A 24,675-nucleotide genomic window follows, 5' to 3' on the forward strand; every position below is an offset into this window, starting at 1 on the left:
CCCCCCCGCCCCCCCCCCCCCAGCATCATTTTGGTGGCGGATGACGCCATCAGCACGTTCTGCCTGGCTCGTGGGCTCGCATATGTGTATAGGAGACAGCACCTGGCCCGTCCGCGTCTATTGGGAGGACACCGACGCCGGTGGGGTGGTCTACCACGCCAGCTACCTGCGCTTCATGGAGCGCGCCCGCAGCGAGTGGCTGCGCGCCATGGGCATCAGCCAGTCGGCCTACAAGGAGGCCACCGGCCTGGCCTTCCTGGTTCGCGAGATGCAGATCGACTTCCTGCGCGCGGCCCTGCTGGATGATGAACTGTCGGTGAGCGTCGAAGTCAAAGAACGGCGCGCAGCCAGTATCCTTTTCGCCCAGACGATCCGCCGGGCGGATGGCGCGGAGCTGATCCGCGCGCAGGTGCGAGTGGCGTGTGTCGACGTCAACCGCATGCGCCCGGTGCAGATCCCGGCCGATTTCATCCCCGGCCTTTCCCCCTAAATTTCGTGTACGTGCGCTGGAGATCCTTCGAGCAATGAACGGTGGATTGAACATTTTCAAGCTGATCGCGGACGCGAGCATCCTGGTGCAGCTCGTGATGGCGGTGCTGCTGGTGCTCTCCTTCCTCTCGTGGGTCATCATCATCCGCAAGGTGACGCAGCTGAAGGCGGCGATGGAAGAGGCCGAGAACTTCGAGGAGCGCTTCTGGTCCGGCGCCGACCTGGCCCAGCTGTTCCGCGAGGTCAGCAACCGCGGCTCGGAGAACGGCGGCATGGAGAACGTCTTCGAGTCTGGCTTCCGCGAGTTCGTGCGCCAGCGCCAGCGCCGCGTGCATGACATGCGCATCGTGATCGAGGGCTCCGAGCGCGCCATGCGCGTGGCCGGCACCCGCGAGATCGGCCGCCTGGAGCGCAACCTCGAGTTCCTGGCCAACGTCGGCTCGATCAGCCCTTACGTCGGCCTGTTCGGCACCGTGATCGGCATCATGGGTGCGTTCCAGGGCCTGGGTGAAATGAAGGACGTGACCATCGCCGTGGTCGCCCCGCACATTTCCGAAGCGCTGATCGCCACCGCGATGGGCCTGTTCGCCGCGATCCCGGCGGTGTGGGCGTACAACCGCTTCGCCAACAAGGTCGAGCGCGTCGCCTCCCGCTACGAGGTGTTCCAGGAGGAGTTCTCCTCGGTGCTGCAGCGGCAGATCCAGTCCGACGACGCGGCCGCCTGAGCGAGGGCCTGAACGATGCGTAGTTCTGCGCGCCACAAGCGCCTGAAGCTCAAATCCGAGATCAACGTCGTTCCCTACATCGACGTGATGCTGGTGCTGTTGATCATCTTCATGGTCACCGCGCCGATGATCAACAAGAACGTCGACATCAACCTGCCGCAGGCCAACGCCAAGTCGATGCAGGACAAGAAGGACCCGGTGATCGTGGCGATCGATGCCAACGGCCAGCTGTACCTGACCCTGGGTACCGAGAAGCGCCAGCCGATCGACGTGGAGAGCCTGAAGGTCAAGGTCGGTGCGTTCGTCAAGGCGAATCCTGACGTCAGCGTGCTCGTCGCGGGCGACCGCGACGGCAAGTACGACGGCGTGTACCAGGTGCTGGCCGACCTGCAGCAGGCCGGCGTGGCCAAGGTCGGTCTGATGAGTGCGCCGGAGTCGAGCAACAAGAAATGAGGGCCGACTCCCCCAAGGGCACCTCCAAAGCGGTTGTCCTTTCCGCTGTCCTGCATCTGGGTATCGTGGGCTTTCTATGGCTCGCGATAGTGCCGTGCTCGTTCTACGAAACGGTGTTTGCGGCCCTGCACCTGCCGGAGAGCTGGAACCCGATCACCTGTACCAAGCCACTCCAGCTGGAAGGCCAGATCATCGAGGCCACCCTGGGGGGTCCCACGGCGGCTCCGCCGCCGAAGTCGACGCCGGTCAAGCCGGTGCAGGCCACCGTGCCGCCGCCGCCGAGCGTGCCGCCACCGCCGTCGGAGGAGACCCCCAAGGTCAAGACGCTGCCGCCGCCGCCCGAGCATCCCGACGTCATCGACCAGGAGAAGGTCGTGGCCGATGCCGCGCTCAAGGCCGAGGAGGCCAAGAAGGAACAGGAAGAGAAGCAGAAGCAGCGCGCCGCCGAATTGGACGCCCAGGCGGCCAAGCAGAAGCTGGAGCGGCAGAAGCAGATCGACGAGCTGTTCGCCAAGATGGACGCGGCCGACCAGCAGACCAAGAAGGCCGATTCCCGCGCCAAGCAGGCCAAGCAGCAGATGCAGGACCTGCAGAACGCCCAGGACAACGGGCTGCCCGACCTGCCCAATGCGGCCCAGCGCCAGACCGGCCAGAATGGTCCGGATAGTGGCCTGAGGGCGCAGTACCAGGCAGCTATTCAGAATGTGCTCAAACAGAACTGGGTCGGCCCGGATAACATTCCCCCCAATCAGCAGTGCCTGCTCCACATCGTCCAGCTCCAGGGTGGGCAGGTCGTGAGTGCCAAGGTCGACTCGAGCTGTCCTTTCGACGACGCTGGAAGAAAGTCGGTCGAAGACGCCGCAATGCGGGCCAATACGTTGCCATACAAGGGATTTGAAAGTGTCTTTAGCCGCAACGTTGATATGTATTTCAAGCCATAGGTGAGCACCTCATGAAGAAGCCGTCCCGGTATCTAATCCTATTGCTTGGCCTTCTGGGCCTTTTGTTTGCAGGCCTTGCGTCGGCGCAGTCGCAGACCCTGACCGGTACCGTCGAAGGCGTGACCAAGTCGGCCACGCCCATCGTGGTGGTGCCGTTCGCGCAGGCGGGCGGTGCGCCGCTGCCGACCGACATCGCCGATGTCATGCGCAACGATTTCAATCGTTCGGGCAAGTTCCGCTCGCTGGCCAAGAGCGAAATCGTGGAGAACCCGTCAAAGGGTTCGGACATCAACTTCGCCACCTGGCGCCTGCTCAAGCAGGACTACATCACCGTCGGTCGCATCAGTGATGCCGGTGGCGGCATGATGCGGGTGGAGTACGAACTGTGGGACGTGAACCGTCAGCAGAGCCTGCTGGCCCAGGCGTATACCGCTCCGGCCGGTGATCTGCGCGGCGTGGCCCACCAGATCGCCGATGCCATCTACGAGAAGATCACCGGCGTGCGCGGCGCGTTCTGGACGCGCATCGCCTATATCACCGCCGTGGGCCTGGGCAACAACACCACCTACTCGCTGATCGTGGCCGACTCGGATGGCTACAACCCGCAGGTCGTGGCGCGTTCCCGCGAATCGCTGCTGTCGCCGGCGTGGTCGCCGGATGGCCGCAAGATCGCCTATGTGTCGTTCGAGAGCGGCAACTCGGCCATCTACGTGCAGGACATCACCACAGGTTCGCGTCAGCTGGTGTCGGCACGCGCCAAGGGCATCAACGGTGCGCCGTCGTTCTCGCCGGACGGCAGCAAGCTGGCGCTGGCCCTGTCGTACCAGGGCAACCCCGAGATCTATGTGATGGACCTGGGCTCCCGTTCGGAGACCCGCCTGACCAACAACCTGGCCATCGATACCGAGCCGCGCTGGACCCCGGACGGCCAGAGCATCATCTTCACCTCCGACCGTGGCGGTAAGCCCCAGCTCTACCAGATGTCGGCCAGCGGTGGCGGGGCCGAGCGCATCACCTTCCAGGGCCAGTTCAACGCCAACGCCTCGATCAGCTACGACGGCCAGCAGATCGCGATGGTGCAGGGCAACGGGAACGTGTATCGTATTGCCATTATGGATCGCAGTCTGGGTGGGCAGGTGCGCTTCATCTCGCCGGGTCCGATCGATGAAACTCCGAGTTTCGCGCCCAATGCAAGCATGCTGCTGTACGCCGCCTCCGAAGGCCGGCGCGGCGTGTTGTACGCCGTGTCCGCCGATGGACTCGTGCGCCAGCGCCTCGTGCTTGCCGATGGCGACGTTCGTGAGCCGGCTTGGGGTCCCTATCGTCAGCGTTGACCAGTTCATGCCGTGGCGCGCGAGCGTCACGGCCATGTGATCCGGGCGTGAAGCCGCAAACGACACACCGGATCAAACAGCTTGCCGTCCGTGGCAATCCGTCGCGGATGGCGGGCCAGGCGGTTGCGAGACAGCGCACCGCCGGCAGCAAAATGTCAAAATAACAGCCGGTTTACCGGCGATCACTGTCCCGAAACCGCAATCATTATTGACTGTCGGAACTCAAACCTGTTTGAAGGAACGTCCACCATGAATAAGACCGTTCGCGTCGCCCTGGTCGCCCTGCTCTGCGTTGGCGCGGCCGCATGCTCGAAGAAGCAGGAAGTCAAGCCGCAGCCGGCTCCGGAGCAGGCTCCGGTCACCACGCCGACCCCGACCAGCAACAAGTACACCCCGGCTGATCTCGACACCGACGCTTGCCTGCGTCAGCGCGTCGTTTACTTCGATTTCGACAAGGATGAAATCAAGCCGGAGTTCCAGCAGATCATGGCGTGCCACGCCAAGTACCTGCAGGATCGCCCGACGGCTCAGATCCGCCTCGAAGGCAATGCTGACGAGCGTGGTACCCGCGAGTACAACCTCGGCCTGGGTGAGCGTCGCGGCAACGCCGTGTCCAGCGCCCTGCAGTCGAACGGTGGTTCGGCCAGCCAGCTCAACGTGATCTCGTACGGCAAGGAAAAGCCGGTGTGCCGTGAGCACAACGAAGATTGCTGGAGCAAGAACCGTCGCGTCGAGATCGTCTACACGGCGAAGTAATGAAGAAGCAACTGGCTAACAGCTTCACGGCCAGGATGGGCATGGCGGGCGCAATCGCGTCCGCCATGCTTTTTTGCGTCCCGGCATTTGCGCAGGACTCCCGCCTCAGCCTCGCCGACCGCGTGTCGCGGCTGGAGCAGCAGGCGCAGAACCAGAATCAGGGCGGCACGACCCTGGTGAACCAGGTGCAGGCGCTGCAATCGCAGTTGCAGCAGATGCAGGGCCAGATCGAAGAACTGCAGCATCAGTTGCAGGACGCGAACGACAAGAACAAGGCGCAGGCCACCGATTTCGACTCGCGGCTGGGCCGCCTCGAAGGCGGTGCCAATGGCGCAGCAGGCAATGCCACTCCGCCACCCGCTGCCGCCACCGCAGCACCTGCCCAGGTACCGGCACCCGCCGCAGACGCGGGCAAGCCCGCTGCTGCCGGAGCCGCTTCTGGTGCTGGTGCTGGTGCTGCTGCTGCGGCCAAGGGCGCAGCTGCCCCGGCCAATGCAGCGGGCGCGCAGGCGGCCTACGACGTGGCCTTCAAGGCGCTGCGCGCGGGCGACTACGTCACCGCTTCACGCGGGTTCCGCGGCTTCATCCAGCAGTACCCGGACAATTCGCTCACCCCGAACGCCTATTACTGGCTGGGTGAGTCGTACTACGTCACCATGAATTACCAGGTGGCGCTGGAAGCCTTCCAGACCTTGCTCAGCCAGTTCCCGCAGAGCGAAAAGGCGCCGGACGCCATGCTCAAGGTCGGCTACAGCCAGATCGAGCTCAAGCAGGTCGATGCCGGCAAGGCCACGCTGAAGACCGTTTCCACCAAATACCCGGGTTCCAAGGCAGCCAGCCTGGCCCAGGAGCGCCTGCGCCGCCTGCAAACGCAGCCGGCAGGTTGAGGTTGTCGTGAGTAGTAGCAACACCAGCGTGGCTTCCACCACGCCTGCACAGGTGCCTGTCGAGCGCCTGCGCATTACCGAGATCTTCCACTCGATCCAGGGCGAGGCCGATGCGATCGGCTGGCGCACGGTATTCGTGCGGCTGACCGGCTGCCCCCTGCGCTGCGTGTGGTGCGATACCGAGTATTCGTTCTACGGCGGCGACTGGCGCGCGATCGACGACATTGTGGCCGAAGTGGCCTCGCATGGCGCGCGCCACGTATGCGTGACCGGTGGCGAGCCGCTGGCGCAGAAGCGCTGCCTGATCCTGCTCAAGCGCCTGTGTGATGCGGGTCATGACGTGTCGCTGGAGACTTCCGGTGCGCTCGATGTGTCGCAGGTCGACCCACGCGTGCGCAAGGTTATGGACCTCAAGGCACCCGACTCCGGCGAGTCCGCGCGCAACCTGTGGTCCAACCTCGATCACCTGCTGCCGCACGACCAGGTCAAGATCGTCATCGCCAGTCGTGCCGATTATGAGTGGGCACGCCTAGTAGTGGCGGACCACGCCATCACGGAGCGTTGCATGGTGCTGTTCTCGCCCGTGCATGGCGCCATCCAGCCACGCGAGCTGGCCGAATGGATCATCGCCGACAAGCTCGACGTGCGTTTCCAGCTGCAGCTGCACAAGCTGCTGTGGAACGACGCGCCGGGGCACTGAGGCATCGGGTTGCGCCAACCGGGCGTGGCCCCGCATGCAGGTTCGACGTGCAGCAGCGCACCCCGTGCGCCACTCGGTGTGCCGCGCCGCTGAAACTTTCGCCGCAGCGCCAAACCCCCGACAATAGGCTTTACAGCGTGCCAGCCTGTCTTGCTGGTGGCGCAACTCGACCGGATCACCGGCCTGAACCCCAGAGTGGATGCAGCAACCATGTCCCAAACCTCTCCCCGCAAGGCCGTCGTGCTCGTTTCCGGCGGCATGGATTCGGCGGTCACCATCGCCATCGCCCGTGAACAGGGCTACCAGGTGCATGCACTGAGCGTGGCCTATGGCCAGCGCCACAGCGCGGAGCTGGAAGCCTCCGAGCGCGTGTCGCACCTGCTCGGCGCGGTCGAGCACAAGACCGTGCAGGTGGACCTGCGTGCGATCGGTGGCTCGGCGCTCACCGCCGACATCGACGTGCCGCTGGACCAGACCGGCGAGCAGGGCATTCCGGTGACCTATGTGCCGGCGCGCAACACCATCATGCTGTCGATCGCGCTGGGCTGGGCGGAGGTGCTTGGCTCCACCGACATCTGGTGCGGTGTGAACGCAGTGGACTACTCCGGTTATCCGGATTGCCGCCCGGCCTTCATCGAGGCCTTCGAAACCCTGGCCAACGTGGCCACCAAGGCGGGCGTGGAAGGGGCCGGCATCCGCGTTCACGCGCCGCTGATGCGCATGAGCAAGGCCGACATCGCCCGCGAGGGACAGCGCCTGGGTGTGGATTTCGCTGAAACGGTGAGCTGTTACCAGGCCGATGCCCAGGGCCGTGCCTGCGGGCATTGCGACGCCTGCCGCCTGCGTTCGGAGGGTTTCAAGGCGGCCGGGCTGCCTGACCCCACCCGTTATGCCTGAACGGCTTTGCTTGTGCGTCCGGCCCGCAAACCCTAAAATTGCGGGCTTGCCTTTGAAGATGGGCCGTTAGCTCAGTCGGTAGAGCAGTAGACTTTTAATCTATTGGTCCCGAGTTCGAATCTCGGACGGCCCACCAAAGCATCGAAAGGCCCGCGGCGACGCGGGCTTTTTTTTGGTCGCGATTCGCGGGAGGGGGCGTGGACAGAGCCCAGGCAAGGCCGGAGGGTGTGCCTGCTCAGCCCGCCTGGCGCCAGGCCGGGCTTGAAGGCGGGTGTGGGGAGGAGTGGCGCTCCAGGACCGGCATGCGGGGCAGCTCGAACCAGAAGGTGCTGCCGCGGCCGGGTTCGGAACGGAGCCCGATGCGGGTGCCCAGCAGGCGCGCCAGTCGTTCGGCGATCGCCAGGCCCAGGCCATAGCCGCTGCGCCGCTCGTTCTCGCCACCCTGCAGCTGCACGAATTCCTCGAAGATCCGCTGCTGGTGGATCACGGCGATGCCTGGCCCGTTGTCGCGTACTTCGATGCGGATGGCCTGGCCGTGGCGCCGGGCCGCGATCAGCACCCGGCCATGTGGTGCATTGGCGATGGCATTGCTGGCCAGCTGGTAGAGCAGGTTGGCGGCTACGTCGGCATCGCCATGCAACTGGTGATGGCTGCCGCGCCATATCAGGGTGACGTGTTGCTGCGCGGCTTCATGGTTGAGCGAGGTGCGGTCGCGCATGAACAGCTCCGCGGCGGTGAAGCCGACCGGCTTCACCGCTACCACGCCGGCATCCAGGCGTGAGATCTCCAGCAAGGCATCGAGCAGGCGGGTCATCGCCGCGATGCTGGTACGCATCTGGCGAAACAGCGACTGCTGGTCGGCGTCGCCGCTGTTGTCGATGCTGCCGGCGAACAGTTCGAGGGCCTGCAGCGGCTGGCGGAAGTGATGGCTGACCAGGGCGATGAACTGGGACTTGCTGCGCGTGGCGGCCTGGCTCTGGCGCAGCCGGTCCAGGGCTTCCGCGGCGTTCTCCTGCTGCAGCGTGGCCCAGTCCCGGCGCTGCTCGTCCTGTTGGGTGGCGAGCTGTTCCACCGACTGGCGGATGTCGGCGAACTCGGCGCTGGTGGGCGCAGCGTCGAGGGCGGGATGGCGGGCGTGCGTCAGTTCGCGCAATGCGGCCTGGATCTGCGACAGCGGTTCCATGATGCGGTGGCGCAAGGTCACGCGTGCCAGCCACGCCAGGATAAGAATGCCGGCGGCGCAGAGGCCGCCAAGCAGCCATACCAGCCCTTGCGCGTGTTGCAGGGCGCGGGTGTCGACCTCGACGCTCAGCCAGGATGTCCCGTGGCCGTCACCGGCAAGCGCGCTGCGATAAGTGGTGCGGGTGGGCGAGGTGGACGATCCGCTGCTCCAGAAACTGCCGTCACGCCGGTGCAGCTCCACGCGCTGCCATTGCTCCGCCTGTCCCTCCAGCAGGGCACGGTCCAGGATCGGTTGGGGCGAATGGGTGATGTCATCCCCCAGTTGGTTGACCAGCCGCTCCATGCGCAGGCTGATCGCCGCCTCGTTGCGTTCGCCCAGGTGGTGGGCCTGCTGGATGCACAGCGCAAGCACCAGCGCCAGTGCGGCAATCGTGCCTGGCAGCACCACGTCGATGAACAGCCGGGGCAGCAAGTGGGCGCGCGCTTCCATGCATCATGCCTCCGTTGTTCGCGGGCATGGCGTGCCTTGTCCCCCGCATGGCATCGGGGTCCATAGGCAGAACATGACGTGCGTCGGCTGCATAGTGGGAGAACCCGCGGCAGGAAGCGATGGAAACAGCCCAGGCGGACGCGCCACCCTGGAAGCGGGCCCTGTCAGGCACTCTAATGAAACGGTGGTGACCGCACGATACGCACTTCGTTCTAGCGCCAGCCGCCATAGTGCTAACGGCCTATCGGCGTCGCCAGCCTGGCGCAAGGTGGCGGAAGGTCGGCGGGCATGACGCCGCTTGCGTTTGGGGTTAACGTCCACCACCGCATGGCCTGTCAGGCCGAATGGAGACCATCATGTCCGCACGTCGTCGTCTGTTGCTTGCCGTTGCCCTCGTGGGCGTGACCGGTGCCACGCTGGCCCAGGATCTTCCCGCCAACCTGCCCAAGCGCAAGCCGGGCCTGTGGGAGATGCAGACTTCGGCGATGGGGGGGCGCCCGCAGGTGATGAAGCTGTGCCTGGATGCCAACACCGACCAGGACATGTACAAGATGGGCGCGCAGATGAGCGGCCAGATGTGCAGCAAGTTCAATATCAGCGTGCAGGGCACCACGGTCGTATCGGATGCGGTATGCCGCATCGATGGCCCCAACGGCACCGTCAACATGAGCAGCCACAGCGAAACGCGCTTCGATGGCGACACGGCCTATCACACCGAGGGCCACATGAAGTACGACCCCGCCATGATGGGGCAGAGCGAGATGGCCATGACGAGTTCGGGACGCTGGGTGGGCGAATGTCCGGCCGGCCAGCATCCGGGTGACATGGTGATGCCCGATGGCTCCGTCATGAACATCAAGGAAATGCAGCAGCAACACTGAGCGGCGGCGCAGCGCGCCGCAGGCGTCATGCGTTGTGGATCAGGGCAGGGGTGGGGCCATCAGCCGGCGAACCAGCGCCTCATGCTCCACATCGATCTTGTGCAGGCGTGCCTGCATGGCGGTGTCGCTGACCCATTGCGCGCTGTAGGCGCGCCGGCGTTCCAGGTTGAACTCCATGTCCGCGAACGGCACCAGGGCCTCGTTGCCTGCTGCAGTGAAGCCGCTCACGTCATGGATCATCTGCAGCTTGGCCAGCTCCGCCGCGGCATTCCTGCCCTTGCCGTAGGCGGTGAGCGCAGCGGTGACCCGCTGGCGCAAATCGGCGGGCAGGTCGGTGCGTATCACCACCACGGCATGGGGGATCAGGCTGGAAGTCCACAGCACCCGCAGCCGCGCGTACTGGTCAGGAAAGCGTTGCGCAAAGCGCTCCAGGTCGGCGGTGTTGTTGGTGGCCACGTCGACTTCATTGTTGGCCACGGCCAGCGCGTTGTTCTGGTGGTTATCCACGGTGACGCTGGCGAAGAAGGTGTCCGAGTCGAGCCGGCGATTGGCGAACAGCTGCGTCTCCGGCACCAGGTAACCGGACACGGACAGCACTTCGCCGCGGGCATAGCGTAATTGCCCGGGGCGGCGGAACAGGTCATCCACGCTGCGCAGGGGCGAGTCCTTGGCGACCAGCAATACCGCGTAATAGCCGCGCGAGCCGTCGCCGCGGGTGAGTTGTGCGATCACCTGCATGCGGTCGTTGAGCACCGCATCCAGGGCCAGGCGCCCCGAGACGAAGGCGAAGTCCACCCGCTCCTCGGCCATGGCCTGGGCCAGCCCTTCATAGGTGCTGACCGACAGGCTGCGGATGGGCAGGCGCAGCGTGTGGCTGAGGTCATCCAGCATTGGCCGCCACGCGGCGAGCGATTCCGACGGGCCGCCGATAGGCAGGATGCCGAAGGTGAGGGCGCTGATATGGGTATTGCCCCCAGCGGGCCCGGGTTGCCCTGCAGCCATGGCATCGCACGCCAGCAACGAAGCCGCGAGCAGCCAGGGCAGCCACAGGCACCGCGGAACCGGCCACGACGGCCAGCGCAAGACGCTGGATGCCCGCCCTCTCGGTGCCACCCCAACCCCCTGGTTGTCGTTGGACTGGGGCCGGCAGGCGGCCCCGTTCGACGGCAGGATACGCTGCGTCCGTCAGCGCGGAGTGAATGCAGGCAGTGGATTACAGGCCGCTAATGCGGCGCGAGGCCACCACGGCTTCGACCCGGTTGCGCACGTTGAGTGCGCGGAAGATCGCCGCCAGGTGGATCTTCACCGTGCCTTCGCTGATGCCCAGGTCGCGGGCGATCAGCTTGTTTGGCTTGCCTTGCGAAAGCAGCCGCAACACGTCGATCTGGCGTTCGGTGAGCAGCTTGCGCAGGCGCTCTTCGAGCGAGTCACCGGGGGTGGCAGGCGGGGGCGCGCTGGCCGCCGTGGCGACGGCCGCGGTCGCGGCGCCGTCGCCGCGTTCCTGCAGCAGCAGCGGCGGCACGTAGATGCCGCCGGAAAGCACCAGGCGCACCGCCGAGAGCATCACGTCGGGTGAATAGGCCTTGGGGATGAAGCCCTGCACGCCCATCGCCAGCAGTCCCTTCATCAGTACGGGATCTTCGGAGCCGGACAGCACGATCACCGGCACCTGCGGCAGCTTTTCGATCACCTCGGCCAGGTGCTCGCTGCCCTGCACGCCCGGCATGGCCAGGTCGATCAGGGCAAGCGCAAGCGCGCCGGCTTCCGGCGCATGGATGGCGTCGCGCAGTTCCGCCATGTCCATGGCGATGACAAATTCGGTGTCAGGTCCAAGCTCGCCCAGCTTGAGCTTGACTCCCTCGACGATCAGTCGATGGTCGTCTGCGATCAGTATGCGCATGTCGTTCCCCATGGCGTCATGCGGCGATCCCATCGCTGCATACCCGCTTGTGAAACATAGCCCCAGCGTGCCCGCGCGGCAACCGTGTGGCGCCTACGAACGGCCTAGCCATAAGGTCATATGGCCGTCCACTTGAACCGCCCGTGAGAATCTGCCCACTGCGATGGGGGAGCAGCCATGCGTACCATGTTTCAGGCGAGGCAGTGGCTGGGCCGGCGCTGCACCTGGCGTGTGCCCGCGCGCGGGGTGCGCCCCGCCGTGGACGCCCGCCGGCTTGCCACCAGGCAGCCGGAGTTCAGCTTCGTCCCCTGCCGTGTGCAATGCTAGGCCGCATGCGCCTGCTGGAATGCTTTGCGCCGCTGTTCTCCTATGGCCTCCTGGTTGACGAACAGGCAGCCGGGCTTGCCGCACCGATGGCCTTGCCCCAGGTGCACGAGCATGCCCGCGTGCTGGTCGAGCAGGCACGCCTGCTGGCCCTGTCGATGGGCAAGCCGCTGACCGACGTGGAGATGGCGGGCTTCGCCGTGGTGGCCTGGTTCGACGAGATCGTCGCGCGGCACGAAAGCGCCAGGGGCCAGAGCGTGCGTCCGTTGCAGCTGGAACTCTTCCATACCGGCAGTGCGGCGACCGAGTTCTTCGACCATCTTGCGGGCCTCGCGCTTGACGCTGATGAGGTGCGCGAGGTGTATGCCATGGCCTTGCTGCTGGGTTTCATGGGGCAGTACTACTACGAACAGGGCGATGGCGGCGAGCTGGGTCGGATCAAGGCGCTGCATTGCCAGGCCTGCGTGACCGCCGGCGCGGTGCTGCAGTCGCTGCAGCGCGAGGCGATCACGCCACAGCCGTACCAGGTGCCGGGCACGCCGAGTCACCGCTTGCAGGCACCGTGGGGCGGACGGCGTGCCGCGCCCCTGGTGGCGGGCTTGCTGGTCCTGCTGGTGCTGGTGGCGTTCGTGATACCGGTGTTCAGCAGTTCCGTGCCGGCCCAGGCCTGGTACATGGCCGGCGTGCTGATCGCCGTGATGGGCGTGCTGGCATGGAGCAGCAGCGTGGCGTGGCGGGAGCTGGTGCTCAAGCGCGTGCACACACGGGTGGCCGCCCATCCCGACGCGGGCTACGGCGTCGGTGACGTGTGGGCTGCGCTAGCGGATGCGGCACGCCATGTGCGCGGCGCGATGCTGCATCCGTTCCGCCGTCGCGGCCAGTGGCGGCGGTTGTCGCGGCATCCCTGGCTGTTGTTCGTCGGTGACAGTGCCACCCATGTGCGCGGACTGCTGCAGGCGGCCACCCAGGTTCCCCATGCACGCGCCATGTCCGGCGGTGATGCGTCCAAGCCATGGCACTGGTGGATGTTCCGTGCCTTGGTCGCGATCGAACCTGGTGCATCGCTGGTGCGGGCGCCGGACAACCCGCGCGACGACGAGTCGGCCTGGGCCCGCGCGCTGTCGATCCTGGCGCGCGAACGCCGCAAGCTGCCGTTGGATGGCGTGGCGATCTGCATCGGTGCCGATCACCTGCTGGAGTCGCCAGCGGCGATCCTCGCCGCACTCGCCCGCCTGCACGACCTGGCGAACGAAACCGCGCGGCGCCTGCAACTGCAGCTTCCCCTGTACGTGGTGGTGACCGGGCTGGAGACGTTGCCCGGATACGCCGCTTTCCGTGCGGCGTTGCCGGCAGCGACCTTGCGCCGCGCCGTGGGTTGGCGCGCAACTGGCGCGCATGCCAATGCCTCGGCACCCTGGCGCATGGACATCCATTTCTCGACCATCATCGAGCGCCTGCGAGTGGCCGCCATGGCCGCGCTGGCCATGCGCCACGATGCCCGTGGCCGGCGCGAGGTCTTCGCCTTCCTGCAGTCGTTGGACGCACTGCAGCGGGGCTTGCAGGCCTTTCTCGGTCATCTGCTGGCACGCGAGGTGGTGGTGGCCCGCCGGTTGCACTGGTGTGGCGTCTATCTCACCGCGAGGCCGCACGCGGATGCCGCGGGCGGCGACTTCGTGGACGACCTGTTCGGTCGCTTCCTGCCGGCTGATTGGTTGCTGGCGCGCAGGGTCGCGCCGCCCGTGGAGGAGCGCGCCTAGGCCGCGGCCGCGCGCGCGATGTTCCAGGCAGCCATCATGGCCTCGCGCAGTTGCTCGGGGGACACCGGCTTGTACAGCACCGGAATCCGCGCCGCCATGATTTCACGGAGACGGTCGCTGCGCGTCTCGCCGGTGATCAGCAGGCGCGAGAATGGCGCACAGCCATCGCGCTGGTAGTGTTCTTCCAGCGCGGCAAGCACGTCCAGGCCACTCTCGCCATCGCGCAGGCGCAGGTCGGAAATGACGATGTCCGGAGGCGCCGTCCATTCTTCCGCGGCGAGCAGGGCCTGCACGCGGTCCTCGGCGACGGCGACCTCGCAGCCCCAGCTGCGCAACAGATAGCGGATGCCGGAGAGGATGGCTGGTTCGTCGTCGATCACCAGCACGCGCATGCCGGATACGTCCTGCGGCGCCTCGTCGCTTGATGTACTGGGCACCTGCTGTGGCGGCACCTCGGGCAGCTGGAAACTGAAGACGCTGCCGCGCCCGGGCGTGGACTTGAGTTGCACCTGGGTGTCCAGCAAATCGGCCAGTCGTTGCACCGTGGCCAGCCCCAGGCCCAGGCCACGACGCGTGCCGGTGTCGTGCTCGCCGCCATTGTGGCATTCCACTCGATAGAACTCGTCGAACACGCGCGCCTGGTGTTCGGGGGCGATGCCGCTGCCGGTGTCCCATACGTCCACCCGCACCCTGCCATCGAGGCGGCGGCGCGCCACCACCAGCACGCCGCCGCGGCTGGTGTAGCGCAGCGCATTGCTGACCAGGTTGTTCAAGATGCGGGCGAGCATGGTGTGGTCGCTGCGCACCCACAGGTCGGTGGCGCGCATGATCAGGCGCAGGCCGTGCTGCTCCGCGATCATGCGGAAGTTGCGGCTGACCTCTTCGAACACTTGGTCAAGCGGAAATTCGGTGATCTCGATCTGCATGGCGCCGGTCTCCAGGCGCGACAGGTCCAACAGTTCGCTGAACAGGTGGTCGAGTGCTTCCACGCATTCCTGGATGTGGGCGATGCGATCGAGACGGACCGGATCCCTCTCGTCGACCGCCAGCGAGGAGGAGAACAGCGTCAGCGCGTACAGCGGCTGGCGCAGGTCGTGCGACGCCGCCGCCAGGAAGCGCGCCTTGGCGACGCTCGCCGCCTCCAGCGCAGCATTCTTGCGCGCCAGCTCCACGGTCGCCTGTTCGATCTCGCGCTCCATGCTGCGTTGTACGTCAAACAGCGCCAGCGCCGCGCTGTTGAAACCGCGCTGCAGTTCGCCGATCTCGCTCTGGTCCGTGACCTGCACCTCGACATGGCGGTCGCCGCGTCCCAACTGGTGCACAGCGGAGACCAGCCGGCGCAGCGGGGCGCTGATCCAGCGCGCGGCCTGCCAGGCAATGACGGTCGCCACCAGCAGGCTGACCACCAGGGCAATCAGTGCATGCTGCAGGCTGGCTCGCTGTGCGGCGATCGCATCGGCAAGGCTGACATCGACCATGACCGAGCCCAGCACCGGATGACCCGGCTGATCGGTATCGACGACGTCACGCATCACGGTCAGCGTGTCGTTGCCGGAGGTGCCGCTGCGCCCGAGATCGTCAGCGAGGATCTCGCCATCCGCCGCGCGAATCTGTACGCGAGCCACGTGCGGCAGTTCGCCGATCGACTCGGCGATGCGCACCAGTTCGCGTCGTTGCATGTCACGCAGGGGGGCTGCCGAGACCGAGGCTGCCTGGGTGGCGATGGCGTCGGCCGTGTTCTGCGCCATGCCGCGAAGGCTGCCGAGCTGGTGCTGGGTGAGCATGGTCACCAGCAGGGTGGCTGTCACGATCGTGGGCACGAGCGCCACCAGCGCCAGCCGCTGCATCAGCGACGTGCGCCTCCACCACCGCACCGCCCGGGAGTTCGCCCCTGCAACCATTGGCCGCCACCCCAATCCAGCGCTCCGTGCGCCAGTGTCGTGTCAGCCTAGCGCGATTCGGTGTGTAGGGCAGCTAGCCCATTGGCCGAGCCGGCTGGCTTAGGCCTTGCTGTCCGGCGATGGTGAATGCGGGCGGTGGCGGCGATGTAGCAGGCGCTCCACCAGCACGGCCAGCAGGGCCAGTACGCCGATGGCGCACAGCGGCAGCCAGACCGCCGGTTGCATCAGCAGGCCGAGGCCGAAATGGCCGTTGCTGCTGGCCAGCGCCTTGCCCAGCCCCGCGCCGATCGAGGTCTCGAAAATCAGCGAGACGGTGCCGCCCAGCCAGCTGGCGCCGAGGAACAGCCAAAGCGGGCAACGCAGCCACGCCAGCGCTACCGTCACCAGCCCGAATGGCGCCACCGGCACGAAGCGCACGAACATGGTGTAGGCCACCGGGTGGCGTTCGAAGCCATGGTGCAGCCTGTCCACGATGGCCGGGGGATGCTTGCTGCCGGCGCCGAAGGCGTAGCGGCTGGCCAGGAACAGGATCAACGTGCCCAGGGTCAGACCGACGGAGGCGTAGATGGTGCCCTCCAACGTGCCGAAGGCGAAGCCGCCAGCCATGATGATGATTACCGTGCCGGGGATGCCGGTGGACATCGCCAGCGTCAGCAGACCGATGAAGGCCACGCGGGCCAGCCACGGCGCGCTTTCGATCTCGGTGCGGAGTTGGGCCTGGTGCTGCACCAGATGCTCGGGGTGCAGCCGATCGAGCACGCCGGAGCTGAACAGCACGATGCCGGCCAGCACCAGCAGGATCAATGGCAGCGCGGCGCGCAGGCGGCTCAATAGTGCTGTCCGCTTTGGCCGTAGGCCGCCAGCACGGCGCGTGCCTGCTCGCGCAGGACGTCGCGACGCACCTGGATGCCACGGCGTTCAAGCTCGCCGGCCCAGTCCGCGGGCAGGGGGCCTTCGTCGAACTCGGTGAGTTCTTCCACGTCCTCGGCGCGGGCGCCGATCAGCAGTTCGTCCACGCCCGCCCACACGGTGGCGCCATAGCACTGGCAGCACGGCTGCGCACTGGTGGCCAGCGTGTAGCGGTTGCCGTCGCCATTGAGGCGGAAGGCGGCGAGGCGCTGCTGTGCGCTCATGTAGGCCATCATCTCCGCGTGGGCCACCGAACAGGTCTGCGGCACCACGCGGTTCACGCCCACCGAGACCACGCGGCCTTCGGCGTCGAACACGGCGGCGCCAAACGGGCCACCATGATTATGTTCGATGTTCTGGCGTGACAGCTCGATGGCCAGGCCCACGCGCTCCTCGTCGGTGAGATAGCGCTTGGTGGTGTCGACCATGTCGCCGATCCACGGCGGCAGGGTCAGGTGAATCTGCAAACGCAGCATGTAACTCTCCTTGTGATGCCGACGTCAGCCGGCCTGCTTCGCCCACGCGTCACGCAGCGTGACCGTGCGGTTGAAGACGGGCTTGTCGCTGGTGTGCTCGACGCGATCGGCGACGAAATAACCCAGGCGCTCGAACTGGAAGCGCTGCTCGGGTTCGGCGCTGGCCGCGGCCGGCTCCAGCCATGCGCGCACCACGCGCTTGGCGTCCGGGTTGATGTGCTCGATCCAGCTCTTGCCATCGCTTTCGTCGTCCGGCGCGGGCACGTTGAACAGGCGGTCGTACACGCGCACTTCGGTGGACACGCCATGCCTGGCGCTGACCCAGTGGATGGTCCCCTTGACCTTGCGGTCGGCGCCGGGCATGCCCTGGCGCGTATCGAGGTCGAGCGTGCAGCGCAGTTCCACCATGTTGCCGTCGGCATCCTTCACCAGTTCGTCGCACTTGACGATGCCGACGCCGCGCAGGCGCACCTCGCCCTCGGGCTTGAGGCGGTGGAAGCCCTTCGGCGGCACCTCGGCGAAGTCTTCGCGTTCGATCCACAGCTCGCGCGAGAACGGCACGCTGCGTGTACCGAAGCTCTCGTCCTTCGGGTGGTTGGAGAAGGTCAGCTGTTCCTCGTGGCCTTCGGGCAGGTTGGTGATCACCAGCTTGAGCGGGTCGAGCACGGCCATGCGACGCGGCGCGGTGGCGTCGAGATCCTCGCGCACGCAGTTTTCCAGGATCGAGTAATCGATGATGCTGTTCTGCTTGCTCACGCCCAGGCGCTCGATCAGCAGGCGCAGGCCGGCCGGCGTGAAGCCGCGGCGACGCAGGCCGCGCAGCGTGTTCATGCGCGGATCGTCCCAGCCGTCCACCAGGTTCTCGTTCACCAGCTGGGCGAGCTTGCGCTTGCTGGTGATGGAGTAGGACAGGTTCAGGCGCGAGAACTCGATCTGCCGCGGCTTGGCCGGCTCGGTGCGGAAGCCGCCTTCGCGCAGGTGCTGCCACAGCTCCGGATGGTTGACCAGGTCGACCTTGTCCACGAACCAGTCGTACAGCGGGCGGTGGTCTTCGAATTCCAGCGTGCACAGCGAATGGGTGATGCCTTCGAGTGCATCGGACAGGCAGTGCGCATAGTCGTACATCGGGTAGATCGGCCACGCGTCGCCAGTGTTCTGGTGGGCGATCTTGCGGATGCGATAGATCGCCGGGTCGCGCATGTTCATGTTGCCCGACGTCATGTCGATCTTCGCGCGCAACGTCTTGGCGCCGTCGGCGAACTCGCCCGCGCGCATGCGGCGGAACAGCTCGAGGTTCTCCTCCACGCTGCGCTCGCGGAACGGCGAGTTGCGGCCCGGCTCGGTCAGCGTGCCGCGGTAGGCGCGCATCTCCTCCGGGTTGAGATCGTCCACGTAGGCGAGGCCGTCCTTGATCAGCTTGATCGCGGCGTCATGGAACACCTCGAAGTAGTCCGAGGCATGGCGCAGGTCGTGCCACTCGTAGCCCAGCCAGCGCACGTCGTCCTTGATGCCCTCGACGAACTCGGGGTCTTCCTTGCCCGGGTTGGTGTCGTCCAGGCGCAGGTTGCACCAGCCGGTGAACTCCTGGGCAATGCCGAAGTTCAGGCAGATCGCCTTGGCGTGGCCGATGTGCAGGTAGCCGTTGGGCTCGGGCGGGAAGCGGGTGCGGATGGCGTGGTGCTTGCCGCTGGCCAGGTCGTCCCGAATGATCTGGCGGATGAAGTCGCGCTGGCCCTCGGCCTGCGTTGCCGCACCGGGACTCGAGGTGGTCGCGGCGGACGGGACAGCGGGGGCAACAGCGGCGTTTTCGGTGGACATCGGGACTCGAAGCTCGTACGCAGTGACGGAAACGACCAAGTTTACCTTGTCCAAGGTGGGGGTGTTTCGTCCGTTTTTCAGCCGCGGCACCGTGCCTTTGGCCATGCCCCGGGGCCACTGCGGCGGGCGCCCCGGGCACCCGCGGTGGTAGCCAGGGCGCTGTCTTCACCCCACAAACACAGCGGCGGCAAGAACTTGCCCCGTATCCGCCGCCGCGCTAGCGTGAGCCCATGCGCATCGCCTACCGAGCCGAGAGCCTGATCGACGCCCATCTGGTGAAGGATGCGCTGGAGCGCGCCGACATTCCCGCCTTCGTTGCCGGGGAGTACCTCACTGGCGCGGTCGGCCAGCTGCCGGCCCTGGACTACATTGCGGTGCTGGTGCCCGAGGCCAGCCTGCCGCTGGCAGAACAGGTGGTGCGCGAGGTCGAGGCTTCGCTGGTCGAGGCCCGGCAGGTACTGGGCGAGACCGAGGATGATCCGGACGCACCCTGCTGGCCGGCCTTGGGCTAGCCGGGCCGGTGATGCAGGGCGTTATGCTCCCCGGGGCGCACAGCCCGCGCAGTAGGGAGCACCCCATGCAAGATTCGTTGCAGCAGATCCAGGCACTGATCCGCGCGGTGCCGGATTTCCCCAAGCCCGGTGTCACCTTCCGCGATATCACTCCCTTGCTCGCCGACGCCGGCGGCTTCGCGCGTTGCATCGACGCGCTGGCCGAGCCGTGGCAGGGCAGCGGGGTGCAGGCCGTATGCGGCATCGAATCTCGGGGTTTCATTTTTGGCGCGGCGCTGGCGCAGAAGCTGCACGCGGGCTTCGTGCCGCTGCGCAAGCCCAACAAGCTGCCGCCGCCGGTGGTCTCGGTGGACTACCAGCTCGAATACGGGGTCGATCGCCTGGAGGCGCGTAACGATGCCCTGCGTCGCGGCGAAAGGGTATTGATCGTCGATGACGTGCTGGCGACAGGCGGCACGCTCGCGGCCGCGCGCAGCCTGGTGGTGGATCGCCTGGGCGCGCAGCTGGTGGGCGCCAGCGTGGTGATCGAACTGGTTGCGCTGCAGGGGCGTGCGCGCTGGGGCGACAGTGCGCCCCTGTATGCGCTGCTGCACTACTGAAGCGGCGTCCGGCGGCGTTGATAAGGCGGCCACCGGCCGCCATATCCGTTGCATCCTCCTGAACCGGAGTTTCCCCATGCTTGGTATTGGCGCTTTCAAGCAACGCCTGCCGCATCGTGAAGATGCCTTGCCCGGACGCGACCGTCCGATGGTGCCCAACGCCCCACATCATGTGCTCGGTTCGCCCCTGCAGGCGGAAGCCTTCCCTGGCGCCGCGGTGCTGGTGGTGGGCATGGGCTGTTTCTGGGGTGCGGAGCGCAAGTTCTGGAGCATTCCCGGCGTGCTGACCACGGCGGTCGGCTATGCCGGCGGCTATACGCCCAACCCGACCTATCGCGAAGTGTGCTCGGGCCAGACCGGGCACACCGAAGTGGTGCGCGTGGTGTACGACCCGGCCAAGGTCGACCTCGACACGCTGCTGCGGGTGTTCTGGGAGAACCACGACCCCACCCAGGGCATGCGCCAGGGCAACGACGCGGGCACGCAGTACCGTTCGGCGATCTACGTCAGCGACGTCAAGGAGCTGGCCGAGGCGGAAACGTTGGCCAAGCGGTTCCAGCAGGAGCTGACGCGATCGGGTTACGGGCCCATCACCACCGAGATTGCGCTGGCCGGTCCGTTCTACTTCGCCGAGGACGAGCACCAGCAATACCTGTCCAAGCATCCCGATGGTTATTGCGGCCTCGGCGGCACCGGCGTGAGCTGCCCGATCGGCGTGGCCAGGGCTGGCTGATCCCTGCGTATGGCCGGCGGCGTCAGCGCGCCGCCGGCTTGTTTTCGGCGCCCGTGGCCTTCGGTGCATCGGCGAGGTCCGGCTGCAGCAGGCGGGGCGGCAGCGAGCGGATCACTTCCGCAAAGCGGGTCAGGAACGGCGCAAGTGACGAACTCTTGCGCCACACCAGCGCAATGCGTCGGCTGGGTGCGTGTCCGGCAAATTCCAGCAGGTGCACGTTGTCGGTGCGCGCCACGGGCGGCTTGATCGCCAGCGTGGGCAACAGGGTGATGCCCACGTTCGCCGCCACCATCTGGCGCAACGTCTCCAGGCTGGTGGCGCGAAAGCCGGAACGCTCGCCGGCACCGGCCAGCTGGCAAACCTCCAGGGCCTGGTCGCGCATGCAGTGGCCGTCCTCCAGCAGGAGCAGGCTCTCGTCTTCCAGATCGTCCAGCTTCAGGCGCTTCTGCTTGTGGGCCAGGGGATGTTCTTCGGGTACGGCCAGGACGAACGGTTCCTCGAACAGGAATTCCGTGTGCAGGCTGTCCTCATGCAGGGGCAGGGCGAGGATGCCCACGTCCAGCGAGCCCTCGCGCAGCATCCTGATCACCTGCTCGGTCTTCTCCTCCACCAGCAGCAGCTCCAGGCGGGGGAAATGCTTGCGCACCAGCGGCACCAGGTGCGGCAGCAGGTAGGGGCCGAGCGTAGGGAAGATGCCCAGGCGCAGCGTGCCGGACTCCGGGTCGCGCGTGCGCTGGGCGATCGCCTTGATCTCGTCGATTTCCGACAGCACGCCGCGGGCGCGGCGGGCGATCTCGCGGCCGGTCTCGGTGAGCAGCACCTTGCGCGGCGTGCGCTCGACCAGGGCCACGCCCAGCTCGTCTTCCAGCTTCTTGATCTGGGTGGACAGGGTCGGCTGGCTGACGAAGCTCGCCTCCGCCGCCCGGCCGAAATGCCGGTGCTCGGCCAGGGCCACGAGATAGTGCAGGTCACGCAGGTTCATCGAACACCGTCCCACCTGATTGATAGCTCATGTCAATCATAATGGGGTCTGCCATCGGTGTGAGCAATGTATTTCGCGACGGCCCGGCGCAAGCCAAGTCCCAGCCGCATGCCTTTTGGCACTGTGTCGTTCGTCATGGCAGCACCTAGCGTGAAGGTTTGTCTGTCCCAAGGGGAGCCTTTCGCGCATGCATCGTCTCGTACGTCCACTCGTCCTCACCGCCCTGGCCGCCTGCTGCGGCGCCGCCCTGGCCGCACCGGCCACCGATGACCAGCCGCACGGCAAGCTGCCGCGCTGGGCGGTGCCGGAGTCCTACCAGCTCGACTTCAAGGTCGACCCGCGCCAGCAGGACTTCTCCGGTACCACCGTGATCAAGCTGAAGCTGGACCAGGCTTCGGACCACCTGTGGCTGCATGGCCGCGAGCTGAAGGTGGGCAAGGTCACTGTGACCGACGCGGCCGGCAAGGCCCGCGCGGCCAAGTACGTGGACGTGGCACCGCAGGAAGGCGTGGTGCGCATCGACTTCGGCAGCACGCTCAAGCCGCAGGAACTGACCCTGGCCATCGAGTACACCGCGCCGCTCAACCAGCAGCTGCAGGGCCTGTACAAGGTGAGCCACGAGGGCCAGCCCTATGCCATGACCCAGATGGAGCCGATCAGCGCGCGCTATGCGTTCCCCGGCTTCGACGAACCCGGTTTCAAGACGCCGTTCGACATCCGCCTGACCATCCCCAATGACGAAGTGGGCGTGGCCAACACCAAGCAGATCAAGGAAGAGAAGGCCAGCGATGGCTGGAAGACGCTGACCTTCTCCACCACCAAGCCGCTGCCGACCTACCTGGTGGCCTTCGGCGTGGGTCCGTGGGACGTGGTGAAGGGTCCGGACATCTCGCCGACCGCCTACCGCGAGGGCAACCTGGAACTGCGCGGCATCGCCGCCAAGGGCGAGGGCCACCGCATGCAGCACGTGCTGGGCGAAACCCCGAGCATCATCCACACGCTGGAGGACTACTACGGCTTCGGCTATCCGTGGGACAAGCTCGACCTGCTCGCCGCGCCGGACTTCTCCGCCGGCGCCATGGAAAACCCGGGCCTGGTCACCTTCCGCGACTGGCTGCTGCTGCTCGACCCGGATTCCCCGGCCAACTACGTGCGTGGCTCGTTCAACGTCACCGCGCATGAGCTGGCGCACCAGTGGACCGGCGACACCGTGACGCTGGCCTGGTGGGACGACCTGTGGCTCAACGAAGCCTTCGCCACCTGGATGCAGCAGAAGGTGACGCAGAAGGTGCATCCGGAATACCGCGCCGACCTCGACCGCGTGCGCGGCGCGCAGGGTGCGATGAACGGCGACAGCCTGGTCACCACGCGCAAGATCCGCCAGCCGATCACCGGCAACGGCGACATCGAGACCGCGTTCGACGGCATCACCTACCAGAAGGGTGCGGCGGTGCTGGGCATGTTCGAAGGCTATGTCAGCGAGCCGGTGTTCCAGAAGGGCATGCGCGCCTACATCCAGGAACACAAGTTCGGCAACGCCACTGCCGACGACCTGATCGACGCCATCGCCAAGGCCGCCGACAAGGGCGACGACTTCAAGCAGGCGTTCAAGAGCTTCCTCAACCAGCCGGGCGTGCCGTACGTGCAGACCCAGCTGAGCGAAGAGAACGGCAAGACCGTGCTGCACCTCAGCCAGAGCCGCTACTTGCCGGTGGGTAGCAAGGGCGATGACAAGCAGGTATGGGGCGTGCCGATGTGCGTGCGCTACGCCACCGCCAGCGGCACCAAGGTAAGCTGCGAGCTGTTCGACAAGGCCGAAGGCAGCATGGTGCTCGAAGGCGCCAGCAAGGGTACCTGGGTGCTGCCCAATGCCAACGGCACCGGTTACTACCGCTTCGCCATGGCCAAGAACGACCTGGCCAAGCTGGGCAAGCAGATCGGCAAGCTCGACGACGCCGAGCAGCTGGCCTATGCCGACGCGGTGTACGCCAGTTTCAAGCACGGCGACCTCGACGCCGGCGATGTGCTCGCCGCGCTCAAGCCGGTGACGGCATCCAAGACGCGTGAGGTGGCCACCGCGCCGCTGACCAGCTTCAACTGGATCTACCGCAACCTGGCACAGACCGACGCGCAGCGCGCCAAGCTGGCCGCCTGGGCCAAGGCCGCCTACTTGCCGCGCCTGGCCGGGCTCGGTTACCACCGCAAGCCCAATGAGGCCGACAGCGACTCGCTGTTGCGCAGCACGCTGGCGGACGAACTCGCACTGACGGTGAAGCTGCCGGAAGTGCGGGCCGAACTGCTCAAGCAGGGCGATGCCGCGCTCAAGCGCAAGGCCGATGGCCGTCTCGACCTCGCCGCCGCCGACTCCGACCTGCTGGGCGCTGCGCTCGGCGTGGCCGTGCAGGAACGCGGCAAGCCGGCCGTGGATGCACTGATCGCCGAGTTGCCGCAGACCAGCGATCCGGCCCTGCGCAACGCCATGCTCGATGGCCTGAGCTCGGTGAACGATCCGGCCCAGGCCAACCAGGTGCGCGACTTCGCCCTCGACAAGAAGGTGAAGGTAGGCGAGATGGCCATGCTGTTGCGTGGCGGTCGTGACACTCGCGCACAGCGTGATGCCTCGTGGCAGTGGGCTACCGGCAACTACGACAAGATCGTGGAGCGCACCGGCAGCTTCGCCGGCGGTCGCCTGCCTGACATGGTGGGCGGCGGTGGCTGCTCGCAGGATGAGGCTGATCGCCTGCAGGCGTTCTTCAAGGATCGCGCCAAGCAGGTGAGCGGTGCCGAGCGCGGCCTGGCGCAGGCCAGCGAATCCACCGTGCTGTGTTCGGCGCTGGTGTCCAAGCAGGACGCCGCAGCGATCCTGCGCTGAGCGTGACGAAGTGAAAGGCGCCGGGCGGTGAAAGCCGCCCGGCGCCTTTTTTTTGTCCCGTCATTGTCCGAACGAGTTGGGATGCTTGCGCGGCGGCTTCTCGCCTCGCATGCTGCGGCGGGATGCACGGTAGCGTCGAAGGCGGACATTCAACCGG

The 24,675-nt window shown here is 66.5% G+C and carries 23 protein-coding genes and 1 tRNA gene; 16 read left to right on the top strand and 8 right to left on the bottom strand.

All coding sequences use genetic code 11. The features are described 5' to 3' along the window. The first annotated feature begins 82 nt into the window (after window positions 1-82). From ybgC to DVU99_RS13745, 10 genes are all read left to right on the top strand, one after another. Entirely contained in the window at window positions 83-490 is a 408-nt protein-coding gene (gene ybgC / locus DVU99_RS13700; protein WP_114240792.1) for a tol-pal system-associated acyl-CoA thioesterase, read from the top strand. 34 nt (window positions 491-524) lie between these two features. After that, complete coding sequence (tolQ, locus tag DVU99_RS13705) at window positions 525-1,214, top strand: protein TolQ (RefSeq protein ID WP_114240793.1); 690 nt, start codon at window positions 525-527, stop codon at window positions 1,212-1,214. 15 nt (window positions 1,215-1,229) lie between these two features. Next, window positions 1,230-1,667 carry a protein TolR gene (gene tolR / locus DVU99_RS13710; protein ID WP_114240794.1) on the top strand — a complete coding sequence of 146 codons (438 nt, stop codon included), beginning with the start codon at window positions 1,230-1,232 and terminating at the stop codon, window positions 1,665-1,667. Next, complete coding sequence (locus tag DVU99_RS13715) at window positions 1,664-2,608, top strand: cell envelope integrity protein TolA (protein WP_114240795.1); 945 nt, start codon at window positions 1,664-1,666, stop codon at window positions 2,606-2,608. The genes tolR and DVU99_RS13715 overlap by 4 nt, the downstream gene beginning before the upstream one ends. A gap of 11 nt (window positions 2,609-2,619) precedes the next feature. Further along, window positions 2,620-3,942: a Tol-Pal system beta propeller repeat protein TolB gene (gene tolB, locus DVU99_RS13720; RefSeq protein ID WP_114240796.1), complete on the top strand. Its 1,323-nt coding sequence runs from the start codon at window positions 2,620-2,622 to the stop codon at window positions 3,940-3,942. A gap of 249 nt (window positions 3,943-4,191) precedes the next feature. Beyond that, window positions 4,192-4,698, top strand: a complete 507-nt coding sequence (gene pal / locus DVU99_RS13725; protein ID WP_114240797.1) for a peptidoglycan-associated lipoprotein Pal — start codon at window positions 4,192-4,194, stop codon at window positions 4,696-4,698. Continuing rightward, window positions 4,698-5,585, top strand: coding sequence for a tol-pal system protein YbgF (gene ybgF / locus DVU99_RS13730; protein ID WP_198670328.1), 888 nt, complete (start codon window positions 4,698-4,700; stop codon window positions 5,583-5,585). Before pal ends, ybgF begins: the two co-directional genes overlap by 1 nt. Before the next feature lie 7 nt (window positions 5,586-5,592). Further along, a complete protein-coding gene (gene queE / locus DVU99_RS13735; protein ID WP_114240798.1) occupies window positions 5,593-6,285 on the top strand; it encodes a 7-carboxy-7-deazaguanine synthase QueE in 693 nt (230 codons plus the stop codon). A 210-nt stretch (window positions 6,286-6,495) separates the two neighbouring features. Then, complete coding sequence (queC, locus tag DVU99_RS13740) at window positions 6,496-7,182, top strand: 7-cyano-7-deazaguanine synthase QueC (protein WP_114240799.1); 687 nt, start codon at window positions 6,496-6,498, stop codon at window positions 7,180-7,182. A 60-nt stretch (window positions 7,183-7,242) separates the two neighbouring features. Beyond that, window positions 7,243-7,318, top strand: a tRNA-Lys gene (locus DVU99_RS13745). A gap of 99 nt (window positions 7,319-7,417) precedes the next feature. Here the strand turns inward: DVU99_RS13745 and DVU99_RS13750 are convergent. Beyond that, window positions 7,418-8,854 carry a HAMP domain-containing sensor histidine kinase gene (locus DVU99_RS13750; protein WP_114240800.1) on the bottom strand — a complete coding sequence of 479 codons (1,437 nt, stop codon included), beginning with the start codon at window positions 8,852-8,854 and terminating at the stop codon, window positions 7,418-7,420. Window positions 8,855-9,210: 356 nt separating this feature from the next. Here DVU99_RS13750 and DVU99_RS13755 point away from each other — a divergent pair, with 356 nt between their 5' ends. Next, a complete protein-coding gene (locus tag DVU99_RS13755) occupies window positions 9,211-9,735 on the top strand; it encodes a DUF3617 family protein (RefSeq protein WP_157971445.1) in 525 nt (174 codons plus the stop codon). A 39-nt stretch (window positions 9,736-9,774) separates the two neighbouring features. Here the strand turns inward: DVU99_RS13755 and phnD are convergent, their stop codons facing one another. Further along, window positions 9,775-10,848, bottom strand: a complete 1,074-nt coding sequence (phnD, locus tag DVU99_RS13760; protein ID WP_255412917.1) for a phosphate/phosphite/phosphonate ABC transporter substrate-binding protein — start codon at window positions 10,846-10,848, stop codon at window positions 9,775-9,777. 100 nt (window positions 10,849-10,948) lie between these two features. Continuing rightward, on the bottom strand, window positions 10,949-11,635 hold the full coding sequence (locus DVU99_RS13765) for a response regulator transcription factor (RefSeq protein ID WP_114240882.1): 687 nt from the start codon (window positions 11,633-11,635) through the stop codon (window positions 10,949-10,951). Window positions 11,636-11,967: 332 nt separating this feature from the next. Here DVU99_RS13765 and DVU99_RS13770 point away from each other — a divergent pair, with 332 nt between their 5' ends. Then, the gene (locus DVU99_RS13770; protein ID WP_198670330.1) at window positions 11,968-13,716 is read left to right on the top strand and encodes a type VI secretion protein IcmF/TssM N-terminal domain-containing protein; all 1,749 of its coding nucleotides are present in this window, start codon (window positions 11,968-11,970) and stop codon (window positions 13,714-13,716) included. Here DVU99_RS13770 and DVU99_RS13775 read toward each other — a convergent pair. From DVU99_RS13775 to DVU99_RS13790, 4 genes are all read right to left on the bottom strand, one after another. Beyond that, window positions 13,713-15,563 (bottom strand): hybrid sensor histidine kinase/response regulator, encoded by a 1,851-nt coding sequence (locus DVU99_RS13775; protein ID WP_114240803.1) that lies wholly within the window; start codon window positions 15,561-15,563, stop codon window positions 13,713-13,715. The genes DVU99_RS13770 and DVU99_RS13775 overlap by 4 nt on opposite strands. Window positions 15,564-15,716: 153 nt before the next feature. After that, window positions 15,717-16,448 (bottom strand): TVP38/TMEM64 family protein, encoded by a 732-nt coding sequence (locus DVU99_RS13780; protein ID WP_114240804.1) that lies wholly within the window; start codon window positions 16,446-16,448, stop codon window positions 15,717-15,719. After that, complete coding sequence (locus DVU99_RS13785) at window positions 16,445-17,002, bottom strand: nucleoside deaminase (protein WP_114240805.1); 558 nt, start codon at window positions 17,000-17,002, stop codon at window positions 16,445-16,447. The genes DVU99_RS13780 and DVU99_RS13785 overlap by 4 nt, the downstream gene beginning before the upstream one ends. 24 nt (window positions 17,003-17,026) lie before the next feature. Further along, window positions 17,027-18,820 (bottom strand): glutamine--tRNA ligase/YqeY domain fusion protein, encoded by a 1,794-nt coding sequence (locus DVU99_RS13790; RefSeq protein WP_114240806.1) that lies wholly within the window; start codon window positions 18,818-18,820, stop codon window positions 17,027-17,029. A 230-nt stretch (window positions 18,821-19,050) separates the two neighbouring features. Between DVU99_RS13790 and DVU99_RS13795 the strand changes: the two genes are divergently transcribed. From DVU99_RS13795 to msrA, 3 genes are all read left to right on the top strand, one after another. After that, window positions 19,051-19,332 carry a DUF2007 domain-containing protein gene (locus DVU99_RS13795; RefSeq protein WP_114240807.1) on the top strand — a complete coding sequence of 94 codons (282 nt, stop codon included), beginning with the start codon at window positions 19,051-19,053 and terminating at the stop codon, window positions 19,330-19,332. 65 nt (window positions 19,333-19,397) lie between these two features. Next, a complete protein-coding gene (locus DVU99_RS13800; protein WP_232823610.1) occupies window positions 19,398-19,931 on the top strand; it encodes an adenine phosphoribosyltransferase in 534 nt (177 codons plus the stop codon). Window positions 19,932-20,007: 76 nt separating this feature from the next. After that, window positions 20,008-20,664, top strand: a complete 657-nt coding sequence (msrA, locus tag DVU99_RS13805) for a peptide-methionine (S)-S-oxide reductase MsrA (protein ID WP_114240808.1) — start codon at window positions 20,008-20,010, stop codon at window positions 20,662-20,664. A gap of 22 nt (window positions 20,665-20,686) precedes the next feature. On the opposite strand, the gene oxyR is transcribed toward msrA, so the two are convergent. After that, entirely contained in the window at window positions 20,687-21,646 is a 960-nt protein-coding gene (gene oxyR / locus DVU99_RS13810) for a DNA-binding transcriptional regulator OxyR (RefSeq protein ID WP_114240809.1), read from the bottom strand. Between the two features lie 187 nt (window positions 21,647-21,833). Between oxyR and DVU99_RS13815 the strand changes: the two genes are divergently transcribed. Then, the gene (locus DVU99_RS13815) at window positions 21,834-24,518 is read left to right on the top strand and encodes a M1 family metallopeptidase (RefSeq protein ID WP_114240810.1); all 2,685 of its coding nucleotides are present in this window, start codon (window positions 21,834-21,836) and stop codon (window positions 24,516-24,518) included. The last annotated feature ends 157 nt before the right edge of the window (window positions 24,519-24,675 follow it).

Origin of the sequence: Dyella sp. C9 (assembly GCF_003332825.1) — a bacterium.
GTDB lineage: Bacteria > Pseudomonadota > Gammaproteobacteria > Xanthomonadales > Rhodanobacteraceae > Dyella.

Coding starts and splice junctions, on each gene's coding strand:
- DVU99_RS13800 (WP_232823610.1), top strand. CDS start 19,398: ATGCAAGATTCGTTGCAGCAGATCCAGGCACTGATCCGCGCGGTGCCG.
- msrA (WP_114240808.1), top strand. CDS start 20,008: ATGCTTGGTATTGGCGCTTTCAAGCAACGCCTGCCGCATCGTGAAGAT.
- DVU99_RS13795 (WP_114240807.1), top strand. CDS start 19,051: ATGCGCATCGCCTACCGAGCCGAGAGCCTGATCGACGCCCATCTGGTG.
- queC (WP_114240799.1), top strand. CDS start 6,496: ATGTCCCAAACCTCTCCCCGCAAGGCCGTCGTGCTCGTTTCCGGCGGC.
- oxyR (WP_114240809.1), bottom strand. CDS start 21,646: ATGAACCTGCGTGACCTGCACTATCTCGTGGCCCTGGCCGAGCACCGG.
- DVU99_RS13790 (WP_114240806.1), bottom strand. CDS start 18,820: ATGTCCACCGAAAACGCCGCTGTTGCCCCCGCTGTCCCGTCCGCCGCG.
- DVU99_RS13775 (WP_114240803.1), bottom strand. CDS start 15,563: ATGCAGCGGCTGGCGCTGGTGGCGCTCGTGCCCACGATCGTGACAGCC.
- DVU99_RS13715 (WP_114240795.1), top strand. CDS start 1,664: ATGAGGGCCGACTCCCCCAAGGGCACCTCCAAAGCGGTTGTCCTTTCC.
- DVU99_RS13765 (WP_114240882.1), bottom strand. CDS start 11,635: ATGCGCATACTGATCGCAGACGACCATCGACTGATCGTCGAGGGAGTC.
- tolQ (WP_114240793.1), top strand. CDS start 525: ATGAACGGTGGATTGAACATTTTCAAGCTGATCGCGGACGCGAGCATC.
- DVU99_RS13770 (WP_198670330.1), top strand. CDS start 11,968: ATGCGCCTGCTGGAATGCTTTGCGCCGCTGTTCTCCTATGGCCTCCTG.
- DVU99_RS13785 (WP_114240805.1), bottom strand. CDS start 17,002: ATGCTGCGTTTGCAGATTCACCTGACCCTGCCGCCGTGGATCGGCGAC.
- tolR (WP_114240794.1), top strand. CDS start 1,230: ATGCGTAGTTCTGCGCGCCACAAGCGCCTGAAGCTCAAATCCGAGATC.
- tolB (WP_114240796.1), top strand. CDS start 2,620: ATGAAGAAGCCGTCCCGGTATCTAATCCTATTGCTTGGCCTTCTGGGC.
- DVU99_RS13750 (WP_114240800.1), bottom strand. CDS start 8,854: ATGGAAGCGCGCGCCCACTTGCTGCCCCGGCTGTTCATCGACGTGGTG.
- pal (WP_114240797.1), top strand. CDS start 4,192: ATGAATAAGACCGTTCGCGTCGCCCTGGTCGCCCTGCTCTGCGTTGGC.
- ybgC (WP_114240792.1), top strand. CDS start 83: ATGTGTATAGGAGACAGCACCTGGCCCGTCCGCGTCTATTGGGAGGAC.
- ybgF (WP_198670328.1), top strand. CDS start 4,698: ATGAAGAAGCAACTGGCTAACAGCTTCACGGCCAGGATGGGCATGGCG.
- DVU99_RS13755 (WP_157971445.1), top strand. CDS start 9,211: ATGTCCGCACGTCGTCGTCTGTTGCTTGCCGTTGCCCTCGTGGGCGTG.
- DVU99_RS13815 (WP_114240810.1), top strand. CDS start 21,834: ATGCATCGTCTCGTACGTCCACTCGTCCTCACCGCCCTGGCCGCCTGC.